This window comes from Micromonospora sp. CV4 (assembly GCF_003667455.1).
GTDB lineage: Bacteria > Actinomycetota > Actinomycetes > Mycobacteriales > Micromonosporaceae > Micromonospora.
In genome coordinates this window covers 17,155-27,262 of the sequence record NZ_RCVI01000207.1, presented here as the reverse complement: position 1 = coordinate 27,262, position 10,108 = coordinate 17,155, and the positions used below count along the sequence as shown (strand labels likewise).

Here is a 10,108-nt window from a genome sequence, read left to right as displayed (position 1 = left end):
GTGCCGGCGCGCGGGCGGTCGCCGCGGTCGCCGCGCTGGCCCGCCGGCACGGCGGCACCGACGTCGAGTTCGGCCACTGGCACGGCGACTGGGTGCCGTGGAACCTGGGACAGCACGCCGGCCAGCTGGTCGCCTGGGACTGGGAGCACAGCGGCCCGGACGTGCCGGTGGGCTTCGACCTGGCGCACGACGCCTTCCAGCGGGCCCTGGTGCTGCGCGGGGAGCCGGCCGCCGTCGCCGCGGCGGATGTCGACGGGCACCTGGGCCGGCACGGCGACCGGCTCGGTCTGGGCCCGGCGCAGCGGCGGCTGGTGGCCGACGCGTACCTGGTGGAGATGTGGCTGCGGACCTGGCGGCTGGCCGACGCCGGCGCGGGCTGGAACGGCGCGCTGCATCCCGCACTGTTGGACGTCATCGAGAAACGACATAGCGATTGATCCGGGCACGTCGCCGCGCCGATGGACGTTGACCATCGCCGGAGCGTGACGGAAGAATTGCTGCTTGCGATGGACGTCGATGGCTGGCGGAGGGCCGAGGGCACCGGTCGGGCCCCGTCGGATATCGGCTGATCAACCGGTCGCCCTATTCAACGGTCGGGCAACCTGTGATCTGCTGCTGCGTGGTGTGGACCAAAATTCCAAGCGAACTTGTGGGGAGTCGCGTGGACAGGAACGACAACGACGACGGCGGGCAGCCCGTGCTGCTGCTGGTCGGCTCCAGCGGCGGGCACCTGGCCCAGCTGCTCGCCCTGCGGCCCTGGTACGAGAGCTGGCGGCGCTGCTGGGTCACCTTCGACACTCCGGAGGCGGTGTCGTTGCTGGCCGGCGAGGACCTGGTACCGGCGCACCACCCGACCACCCGCAACGTGCCGAACCTGCTGCGTAACGCGCTGCTGGCGTGGCGGGTGCTGCGGGGTCGGCGGGTCGCCGCGGTGGTCACCACCGGCGCCGGGGTGGCCGTGCCGTTCGTGGTGCTGGCGCGGCTGCGGCGCATCCCGACCGTCTACATCGAGGTGTACGACCGGATCGACACCCCGACGCTGACCGCCCGGCTCTGCCGGCCGTTCCTGTCCGCGATGCTCGTGCAGTGGGACGAGCAGCGGCGGCAGTACCCGGAGGCCACCGTCGTCGGGACGCTGCTGTGAGCGGGGAGACCGGCACCGCCCGGCGTCCACAGCCGCCACGGTCCGTTCCCGCACCGGAGCCGGCCCGGCTGCCGCGCCAGCGCGACGCCACACCGGCCAACCGGATCGGGCTGTTGATCGCGGTCGGCACCGACAAGCACCCGTTCGACCGGCTCGTCGACTGGCTGGCGCAGTGGCACGCGCAGGCCGGCGACCGCGTCGGTCTGACCGTGCAGCACGGTCACACCCGGGCACCGCAGGTGCCCGGCGCCGTGCCGTTCCTCGGTCACGACGCGTTGCAGCGGGCGATGGCCGACGCCGACCTGGTGGTCTGCCACGGTGGTCCGGCGACCATCCTGGAGGCCCGCCGGCACGGCCACCTGCCCATCGTGGTGCCCCGCGACCCGACGCGCGGCGAGCACGTCGACGACCACCAGCAGCTCTTCGCCCGCCGGCTCGGCGCCGCCGGGCTGGTGGCGCTCTGCGAGACCCGGGAGGCGCTGCACGCCGCGCTTGCCGCCGGGCTTTCCGACCCGTCCCGGTACGCGGTGGCCGCCGACCCGGGCGCGCACGAGGCCCAGCGGGCGGCGGTGGCCCGCGTCGGGCAGATCGTGGAGGACCTGGTGGCCCAGTCGGCCCGGCGCCAACCCCGGTGGCGTGCCTGGACGCGGTCCGGCCGCGGTGCGCAGGAGACTCGATGACCCGGCAACCGAGCGTCAGCGTCGTGGTGCCCACCCGGGATCGCCCGGAGCTGCTGCGCGCCGCGGTGCGGGCGATCCTCGCTCAGGAGTACCCGGGCCCGGTCGAGGTCGTCGTGGTGTTCGACCAGTCCACGCCGGACGAGTCGCTGACCGGGTTGTCCGGCCCGGACCGCGCGGTGCGGGTGGTCCGCAACGAGCGCACGCCGGGGTTGGCCGGGGCGCGCAACAGCGGCACCGTGGCCGCCGAGGGTGAGCTGGTCGCGTTCTGCGACGACGACGACGAGTGGTTGCCCGGCAAGCTGGCGGCCCAGGTCGACGCGCTGGCCGCCGACCCGGCGGCGGAGTTCGTCTGTTGCGGCATCCGGGTCAGCTACGACGGGCACACCGTGGACCGGGTGCTCGACCGGGACCGGGTCACCCTGGACGACCTATTGCGCGACCGGATGACGGAGCTGCACCCGTCGACGTTCCTGATCCGCGGCGCCGCGCTGCGGAACGGGTTCGGGCTGGTTGACGAGGAGATCCCGGGCAGCTACGCCGAGGACTACGAGTTCCTGCTCCGGGCCGCGCGCAGCGCCCCGCTGATCAATCTGCGCACCCCGTCGGTGCTGGTCCGCTGGCACAAGCGCTCCTACTTCGCGCAGCGGTGGGACACCATCTCCGAGGCGTTGCAGTGGCTCCTCCAGCGCTACCCGGAGTTCGCCACCCAACCGGCCGGTGAGGCCCGGGTGACCGGGCAGATCGCGTTCGCCCGCGCCGCCTCCGGCGACCGCCGGGGTGCGCTGCGCTGGGCCCGGCGCACCCTGCGGCGCAATCCCCGCGAGCCGCGGGCCTACCTGGCGCTCGCGGTCGCCGGCCGGGTGGTGCGGGCCGACGCGGTGCTGCGCACGCTGCACAAGCGCGGCCGGGGCATCTGACCCGAATTCGGGGGCGGCGCTACCCACTCCACAGACGACGCGATCAGCAAATCGAAGGACAATAAATCAATGGGACTCCACTCGCTCAGGTTCCGTCTTGTCGACTCGCCGACCTCGCTCGGCGCGAAACGGCGGGCGCAACGCGCGGCCTGGCTGTCGGACACCTTCCCGGACCTGGCCGACATGACCGTCCTCGACCTGGGCGGCCGGGTGGACAGTTGGGCGCGGGTCCCCGTCCGGCCGGCGCACGTCCACGTGGTCAACCTGGAGCCGCTGCCGTCGGACCTGCCCGACTGGGCCGAGGCCGACCACGCCGATGCCTGCGAGCTGCCCAAGAGCATCCTGAGCCGCACGTATGACCTCGTCTTCAGCAACAGCGTCCTGGAGCATGTCGGTGGTCACGAGCGTCGCCGGCGGATGGCCTATGCGGTCCGTGAGCTGGGGCGCGCGTACTGGGTGCAGACGCCGTACCGGTACTTCCCGATCGAGCCACACTGGGTGGCGCCGGGGATGCAGTTCCTGCCGGTGTCGGCGCGGGTGGTGATGGCGCGTAGATGGCCGCTCGCCTACAACCCCGGCAAGTCGTACGAGGCGGCCATGAGGCAGGTCCTGACGACCGAACTCATTGGTCGAGCCGAACTTCGGTACCTGTTTCCGGACGCCACCATCCGCAACGAGCGTCTGGCCGGTCTGACAAAGTCGATCATCGCGATCCGAAATCGCTGATCACCGCCCTCATGGGCGGCGGACGGCGCAGGACAACCAAACTCCCGTGCGGTCGTCACTACTTGCTGTAGAGCAACTTACGGCATGGCTCGATGGAAACAAATGCAGATCGCATGTGCTCGGAACGCATTCGCGTCCGCAGGGCGGGACATGGCAGGCAGCGCACCGTGGCGGCGGCGGGCCGTGACAGACTGACCGCTGTGTTGCGCTGGTTGACTGCAGGTGAATCGCACGGTCCCGCCCTTGTCGCGCTGCTGGAGGGGGTGCCGGCCGGCATCGAGGTGAACACCACCGAGATCGCCGACGAGCTGGCCCGCCGGCGGCTGGGCTACGGCCGTGGCGCCCGGATGTCCTTCGAGCGGGACGAGGTCGAGGTGCTCGGCGGCCTGCGGCACGGCATCACCCTCGGCAGCCCGGTGGCGATCCGGGTCGGCAACTCCGAGTGGCCGAAGTGGCGCACGGTGATGGCCGCCGACCCGGTGGACCCCGACGAGCTGGCCCGGCAGGCCCGCAACGCGCCACTGACCCGGCCCCGGCCGGGCCACGCCGACCTGGCCGGCATGCAGAAGTACGGCCACACCGACGCCCGGCCCATCCTGGAGCGCGCCAGCGCCCGGGAGACCGCCGCCCGGGTGGCCGTCGGCACGGTCGCCAAGGCGCTGATCCGGCAGGCGCTCGGCATCGAGATCGTCTCGCACGTCGTCGAGCTGGGCCCGGTGGCCGCGAAGCCCGGGCTGCGCCCGACCCCGCAGGACGCCGCCCGGATCGACGCCGACCCGCTGCGCTGCCTCGACCCGGAGGCCAGCGCCCTGATGGTCGCCGAGGTGGACGCCGCGAAGAAGGCCGCCGACACCCTCGGTGGCGTGGTCGAGGTGCTGGCGTACGGGGTGCCGCCGGGGCTGGGCAGCCACGTGCAGTGGGACCGCAAGCTCGACGCCCGGCTGGCCACCGCGCTGATGTCGATCCAGGCGATCAAGGGCGTGGAGATCGGTGACGGCTGGCAGCAGGCCCGGTCCCGTGGCTCCGAGGCGCACGACGAGATCATCCCGTCGGCCACCGGCGTCCGCCGGGTCACCGACCGGGCCGGCGGGCTCGAGGGCGGCATCACCACCGGTGAGCCGCTGCGCGTGCGTGCCGCGATGAAGCCGATCTCGTCGCTGAACCGGGCCCTCTCCACCGTGGACGTCGCCACCGGCGAACCGGCCACGGCGATCAACCAGCGCTCGGACGTGTGCGCGGTGCCCGCCGCGGCGGTGGTCGCCGAGGCGATGGTCGCGCTGGTGCTGGCCGAGGCGGCCACCGAGAAGTTCGGCGGGGACTCGGTCGCCGAGATCCGCCGCAACGTGGCCGGCTACCTCGACGCGCTGGTGATCCGCTGATGGCGCCGGTCGTCGTCCTCGTCGGTGCGCCCGGCTGCGGCAAGACCACGGTCGGGGAGGCCCTCGCCACGGCCCTCGGGGTGGAGTTCCGCGACACCGACACCGACATCGAGCGGATGGCCGGCAAGCCCATCCCGGAGATCTTCATCGACGAGGGTGAGGCGCACTTCCGTACCCTCGAACGGGCCGCGGTGGCGGCGGCGCTGGCTGCCGGCTCGGGGGTGCTCGCCCTCGGCGGCGGCGCGGTGCTGGCCGAGGAGACTCGCGCCGCTCTGGTCGGGCACCGGGTGGTGCACCTCTCGGTCGAGCTGCCCGACGCGGTGAAGCGGGTCGGGCTGGGCGCCGGCCGTCCGCTGCTGGCGATCAACCCGCGGGCCACCCTCAAGCATCTGATGGACCAGCGCCGGCCGCTCTACGCCGAGGTGGCCACCGAGACGGTGGCCACCGACGGTCGGACCCCGCAGGAGATCGTCGCGGAGATCGCCGCGCTGCTGCCTCGCTGACGCCGGCCGGCCCGGCCGGTGCGCGACCGGCCGGGCGGGGCGTTGTCCGCTTCCGAGCCTCTTCTCAGCCTCGGGCGGCGGCGTCGAGCACGTCGGCCAGGGCCTTCGGCTCGCTGAGCATGGGCCAGTGCCCGGTCGGCACCTCGAACAGCTGACCACCGGCCAACCCGGTGAAGAACGGGTGCCCCTCGCCGATCATCTGCCGCACCACGGCCAGCGGGAAGGTGCTGGCGACCAGCGCGGTCGGGACCGGGCGGCCGCCGGTGCGCCGCACCGGGTCGGTGGCGGCCCCCAGCGGCTGCGGGGTGGCCCGGGCGCGCAGCAGGGCCAACGTCGGTTCGTCCAGCCCGGCAAGGTTGGTCGGGTCGGCGGCCGGGTCGAAGGCCGGGGGCGGCAGCAGGTGGCCGGAGCCGATCGCGGCCCGAAGCTTCTCCTGCTCCTCCGGCGGCACGGTGTCGAACTGCGCGACGCCGTCCGGCAGCGGCCCACTCTCCACGTAGACCACCCGGGCGATCCGGTCCGGGATGCGGTCCGCCGCCTGGGCGACCGGCATGCCACCGCCGGAGTGCCCGACCAGCAGCACCTCGCGCAGGTCCTCGACCTCGATCAGCCGGACGATGTCAGCGGTGTGCGTCTCCAGGCCGACCTGCGGCCCGGCCAGGTGGTCCCGCTCGGCCACCCCGGTCAGCGTCATCGGGTACACCTCGTGCCCCTGCGCGCGCAGCGCCGTGGTCACCTCCCGCCACGCCCAGGCGCCCAACCAGAACCCCGGAACCAGCACGAACGTCGCCATCTGTCGCTCCTTCTCTCGGTTACCGGATGACCGTACGATCGAAACCGGACAGAATCCGCCCGGTTTGGAGGAGTGGTCCGTGTCACATCCCGCCGGCCGTGTGCTGGCCCTGCTGGAGCTGCTGCAGACCCGGCACCGGTCGACGGCCGCCGAACTCGCGGTCCGGCTCGGCGTGGACGAGCGGACCGTGCGCCGGTACGCGGCCACCCTGGTCGAGCTGGGCATCCCCGTCACCGCGGACCGGGGCCGCTACGGCGGCTACCGGCTGCACCCCGGGTACAAGCTGCCGCCGCTGATGCTCACCGACGACGAGGCGGTGGCCGTGCTGCTCGGCCTGGTCGTCGCCGAACGGGTCGGGCTGGCCACCGAGCAGCCGGCCACCGCCACCGCCCTGGCGAAGATCCACCGGGTGCTGCCGCGTGCCCTCGCCGACCGGCTGACCGCCGTGCAGGAGCACCTCGGCTTCACCCTGCGACGCGCGGAACCGGAGCGGGGGCCGGCGTCCGGCACCCTGCTCACCCTGGCCGCGGCCACCCGCAACCGGCAGCGGGTGGCGTTGGACTACCGCTCCTGGCGGGGTGCGGAGTCGCACCGTGAGCTCGACCCGTACGGGCTGGTCTTCCACGCCGGTCGCTGGTACGTCACCGGCCACGACCACCGGCGCGGAGAAATCCGCACCTTCCGGCTGGACCGGATCGGCGCCGTGACCCCCGGCGTGGCGACGTTCACCGTGCCGGACGGCTTCGACCCGGTGGCCCGGGTGACCCGGTCGCTGGCCGGCGTGCCCTACACGCACGAGGTCGAGGTGCTGCTGGAGACCGATCCGGTCGCCGTCCGACGCCGCGTACCGCCCAGCGTGGCCGAGCTGACCGCCACCGCCGACGGTGTGCTGCTGCGGGCCCGGGTGGAGAGCCTGCCCGGCATGGCCGCGCTGCTCGCCGGGCTGGGCTGCGCGTTCACCGTGCGGCACCCGGACGCGTTGCGCGCCGCCGTGGCCGAGCACGCGCGCCTGCTGGCGCAGTGGGCCGCCCGGCCAGCAGGTGGGCAGCCGCCGTCACCGCGCCGCCCGCTGGACTAGGCTGCCGGCGATGGACGAGGTGACCCGGATCCCGGTCGGCGGCGAGCGGCCGTACGACGTGCTGGTCGGACGCGACCTGTTGGACACGCTGCCCGGGCTGCTGCCCGGAGCGACCAGGGCGGCGGTGCTGCACGCGCCCGCGCTCAAGGGGCTGGCCGACGCGCTCGGCGAACGGCTGCGCGTGGCCGGCGTCGAGCCGCTGCCGATCGAGGTGCCCGACGCCGAGGCGGGCAAGCACATCGACGTGGCCGCCGCCTGCTGGGACCGGCTCGGCGCGGCCGGTTTCACCCGCACCGACGCGGTGGTCGGGGTCGGCGGCGGCGCGGTGACCGACCTGGCCGGTTTCGTCGCGGCCTGCTGGCTGCGCGGGGTGCGCTGGGTGCCGGTGGCCACGTCGCTGCTGGGCATGGTGGACGCCGCGGTCGGCGGCAAGACCGGCATCAACACCGCCGCCGGCAAGAACCTGGTGGGCGCGTTCCATCCGCCGGTCGGCGTGCTGGCCGACCTGGCCACTCTGGACAGTCTGCCCGCGGTCGACCTGACGGCCGGTCTGGCCGAGGTGGTCAAGTGCGGCTTCATCGCCGATCCGGCGATCCTGGATCTCATCGAGCATGCGCCGACGGCCGCCACCGACCCGCGCGGCGCGGTCACCCGGGAGCTGATCGAACGGGCGATCCGCGTCAAGGCCGACGTGGTCTCCGGTGACCTGCGGGAGTCGGGCCTGCGTGAGGTGCTCAACTACGGCCACACCCTCGCGCACGCGATCGAGCAGGTCGAGGGCTACCGCTGGCGGCACGGCCACGCCGTCGCCGTCGGCCTGGTGTACGCCGCCGCGCTGGCCCGGCTCGCCGGCCGCCTGGACGCGCCGACCGCCGACCGGCACCGGGCCACCCTGGCGGCCCTCGGCCTGCCGGTGAGCTACCCGGCCGGCGCCTGGTCGCAGCTGCTGGCCGTGATGCGGGTGGACAAGAAGGCCCGGGGCAGCCGGCTGCGGTTCGTGGTGCTGGACGGGCTGGCCCGCCCGGCGATGCTCGAAGGCCCGGACGACGCGCTGCTCGCGGCCGCCTACCGGGAGGTGGGTACGGCGTGAAGGTGTACGTGTTGAACGGGCCGAACCTGGGCCGGCTGGGCACCCGCGAGCCCGCGGTGTACGGCGCGACCAGCTACGCCGACCTGGTGGCGCTCTGCGAGCGGACCGGCCGGGAGCTGGGGCTCGACGTGACGGTCCGGCAGACCGACGCCGAGCACGAGCTGCTGGGCTGGCTGCACGCCGCCGCCGACGAGGGCGCCGCGGTGGTGCTCAACCCGGCCGCCTGGTCGCACTACTCCTACGCCGTGCGGGACGCCTGCGCCATGCTGCGCGGGCCGCTGGTCGAGGTGCACATCTCCAACATCCACGCCCGCGAGGAGTTCCGCCACCACTCGGTGATCTCCGCGGTGGCGACCGGGGTGATCTGCGGTCTCGGCATCGACGGCTATCGTCTCGCCCTGCACCACCTCGCCGCTCCGAAAAGCTGACGGGCGCAAGCATCACCGACCGTAACCGTCACTGACGGCAACCCTGACCTCGCCGGCCCGGCGACGCCCCACCACCCAGGCGCGTCCTTTGCTCTGCACCCACGGGCGCGACACAGGCCCTGAGCTGCCAATACGCCACGACCGTCGGGGCGGGGAAGCCTCGTCATCCGCCACGCGGCGTGACTGGTGCGCCGGTGGCAGCAGAGCAAAGGGCGCAGGGGGTGCGGGTGGCAGGGTGTCTGAAGGTCACGAAACGTGATCGCCGCCCGGTTCGGCCGGCGGCGTGGGATCGGCGGCCATGACATGGCGGGCAACCTGCCTCGACGCAGCTAGTAGACTCGTCAGGTCTGTCCGCCAATTGATGATCAAGGCAGGAAATGGCCTCCACCAACGACCTCAAAAACGGCCTGGTACTCAACCTTGACGGCGAACTCTGGGCCGTCGTCGAGTTCCAGCACGTCAAGCCCGGTAAGGGTGGTGCCTTCGTGCGCACCACGCTGAAGAACGTGCTGTCCGGGAAGGTGGTCGACAAGACCTTCAACGCGGGCACCAAGGTCGAAACCGCGACCGTGGACAAGCGCACGATGCAGTACCTGTACGCCGACGGCGAAGACTACGTCTTCATGGATCTGGAGACCTTCGACCAGATCACCGTCCCCGGCGGCACCGTCGGTGAGGCGGCCAACTACCTCCTCCCCGAGGCCGAGGCGACCGTCGCCACGCACGAGGGCGTCCCGCTCTACATCGAGCTGCCCACCAGCGTGGTGCTGGAAGTCACCTACACCGAGCCGGGTCTGCAGGGCGACCGGTCGACCGGCGGCAACAAGCCGGCCACCGTCGAGACCGGCGCGACCGTGCAGGTGCCGCTGTTCATCACCACCGGCGAGAAGATCAAGGTCGACACCCGCGACGGCCGTTACCTCGGCCGCTCCTGATGGCGGAGGGTCCCAAACAGCAGATGCCGGCGCGCCGTAAGGCGCGCAAGCGGGCGCTGGACGTCCTCTACGAGGCCGACCTGCGGGACCGGCCCCCGGTCGAGGTGCTCGCCGGCTACGTGCAGCGGATCGAGCAGCCCCGACCGGAGCACCTGGGATACGCGGTGGGCCTGGTCGAGGGCGTCGCCGAACACCTCAACCGGATCGACGAGTTGATCGCCAGCTACGCCGAGGGCTGGACGCTGGAGCGGATGCCCGTGGTGGACCGCAACCTGGCCCGGATCGCGGTCTACGAGCTGCTCTACATCGACGAGATCGACGACGCGGTGGCGATCAGCGAGGCCGTGGAGCTGGCCCGCCAGATGTCCACCGACGACTCGCCGCGCTTCCTCAACGGCATTCTCGGCCGGATCGCCGAGTACGCCACCCGCTGAG

Annotated in this window: 12 protein-coding genes and 1 pseudogene; 12 read left to right on the top strand and 1 reads right to left on the bottom strand. The window is 73.0% G+C overall.

The features are described from left to right. The 7 genes and pseudogenes from EAD98_RS08005 to EAD98_RS07975 form a co-directional block, all read left to right on the top strand. Positions 1 to 437 (top strand): annotated as a pseudogene (locus EAD98_RS08005) (hypothetical protein); the annotation flags it as partial. Positions 438 to 661: 224 nt separating this feature from the next. Next, positions 662 to 1,144 carry a UDP-N-acetylglucosamine--LPS N-acetylglucosamine transferase gene (locus EAD98_RS08000; protein ID WP_121653414.1) on the top strand — a complete coding sequence of 161 codons (483 nt, stop codon included), beginning with the start codon at positions 662 to 664 and terminating at the stop codon, positions 1,142 to 1,144. A gap of 110 nt (positions 1,145 to 1,254) precedes the next feature. Next, positions 1,255 to 1,824: a glycosyltransferase gene (locus tag EAD98_RS07995; protein ID WP_121653415.1), complete on the top strand. Its 570-nt coding sequence runs from the start codon at positions 1,255 to 1,257 to the stop codon at positions 1,822 to 1,824. Further along, positions 1,821 to 2,741: a glycosyltransferase family 2 protein gene (locus tag EAD98_RS07990; RefSeq protein WP_121653413.1), complete on the top strand. Its 921-nt coding sequence runs from the start codon at positions 1,821 to 1,823 to the stop codon at positions 2,739 to 2,741. The genes EAD98_RS07995 and EAD98_RS07990 overlap by 4 nt, the downstream gene beginning before the upstream one ends. 69 nt (positions 2,742 to 2,810) lie before the next feature. Next, a complete protein-coding gene (locus tag EAD98_RS07985; protein WP_121653412.1) occupies positions 2,811 to 3,467 on the top strand; it encodes a class I SAM-dependent methyltransferase in 657 nt (218 codons plus the stop codon). Positions 3,468 to 3,667: 200 nt separating this feature from the next. Next, positions 3,668 to 4,846 carry a chorismate synthase gene (gene aroC / locus EAD98_RS07980; RefSeq protein WP_121653411.1) on the top strand — a complete coding sequence of 393 codons (1,179 nt, stop codon included), beginning with the start codon at positions 3,668 to 3,670 and terminating at the stop codon, positions 4,844 to 4,846. Next, positions 4,846 to 5,349: a shikimate kinase gene (locus EAD98_RS07975; RefSeq protein ID WP_121653410.1), complete on the top strand. Its 504-nt coding sequence runs from the start codon at positions 4,846 to 4,848 to the stop codon at positions 5,347 to 5,349. The genes aroC and EAD98_RS07975 overlap by 1 nt, the downstream gene beginning before the upstream one ends. A gap of 64 nt (positions 5,350 to 5,413) precedes the next feature. Here the strand turns inward: EAD98_RS07975 and EAD98_RS07970 are convergent, their stop codons facing one another. Next, positions 5,414 to 6,142, bottom strand: a complete 729-nt coding sequence (locus EAD98_RS07970) for an alpha/beta fold hydrolase (protein ID WP_121653409.1) — start codon at positions 6,140 to 6,142, stop codon at positions 5,414 to 5,416. A gap of 79 nt (positions 6,143 to 6,221) precedes the next feature. On the opposite strand from EAD98_RS07970, the gene EAD98_RS07965 reads away from it, so the two are divergent. The 5 genes from EAD98_RS07965 to nusB all read left to right on the top strand — a co-directional run bounded on the left by EAD98_RS07965 (position 6,222) and on the right by nusB (position 10,107). Then, complete coding sequence (locus EAD98_RS07965; RefSeq protein ID WP_121653408.1) at positions 6,222 to 7,220, top strand: YafY family protein; 999 nt, start codon at positions 6,222 to 6,224, stop codon at positions 7,218 to 7,220. Between the two features lie 10 nt (positions 7,221 to 7,230). Then, on the top strand, positions 7,231 to 8,310 hold the full coding sequence (aroB, locus tag EAD98_RS07960; RefSeq protein ID WP_121653407.1) for a 3-dehydroquinate synthase: 1,080 nt from the start codon (positions 7,231 to 7,233) through the stop codon (positions 8,308 to 8,310). Continuing rightward, positions 8,307 to 8,738, top strand: a complete 432-nt coding sequence (gene aroQ / locus EAD98_RS07955; RefSeq protein ID WP_121653406.1) for a type II 3-dehydroquinate dehydratase — start codon at positions 8,307 to 8,309, stop codon at positions 8,736 to 8,738. Before aroB ends, aroQ begins: the two co-directional genes overlap by 4 nt. Before the next feature lie 377 nt (positions 8,739 to 9,115). Further along, a complete protein-coding gene (efp, locus tag EAD98_RS07950) occupies positions 9,116 to 9,673 on the top strand; it encodes an elongation factor P (protein ID WP_074318567.1) in 558 nt (185 codons plus the stop codon). A 23-nt stretch (positions 9,674 to 9,696) separates the two neighbouring features. Beyond that, a complete protein-coding gene (gene nusB / locus EAD98_RS07945) occupies positions 9,697 to 10,107 on the top strand; it encodes a transcription antitermination factor NusB (RefSeq protein WP_199723335.1) in 411 nt (136 codons plus the stop codon). Position 10,108: the final 1 nt, after the last annotated feature.

Bases quoted from the DNA above. Each gene is read 5' to 3' on its own strand.
- EAD98_RS07975 (WP_121653410.1), top strand. From the start codon at position 4,846: ATGGCGCCGGTCGTCGTCCTCGTCGGTGCGCCCGGCTGCGGCAAGACC.
- EAD98_RS07990 (WP_121653413.1), top strand. From the start codon at position 1,821: ATGACCCGGCAACCGAGCGTCAGCGTCGTGGTGCCCACCCGGGATCGC.
- nusB (WP_199723335.1), top strand. From the start codon at position 9,697: ATGCCGGCGCGCCGTAAGGCGCGCAAGCGGGCGCTGGACGTCCTCTAC.
- aroB (WP_121653407.1), top strand. From the start codon at position 7,231: ATGGACGAGGTGACCCGGATCCCGGTCGGCGGCGAGCGGCCGTACGAC.
- EAD98_RS07970 (WP_121653409.1), bottom strand. From the start codon at position 6,142: ATGGCGACGTTCGTGCTGGTTCCGGGGTTCTGGTTGGGCGCCTGGGCG.
- EAD98_RS07985 (WP_121653412.1), top strand. From the start codon at position 2,811: ATGGGACTCCACTCGCTCAGGTTCCGTCTTGTCGACTCGCCGACCTCG.
- efp (WP_074318567.1), top strand. From the start codon at position 9,116: ATGGCCTCCACCAACGACCTCAAAAACGGCCTGGTACTCAACCTTGAC.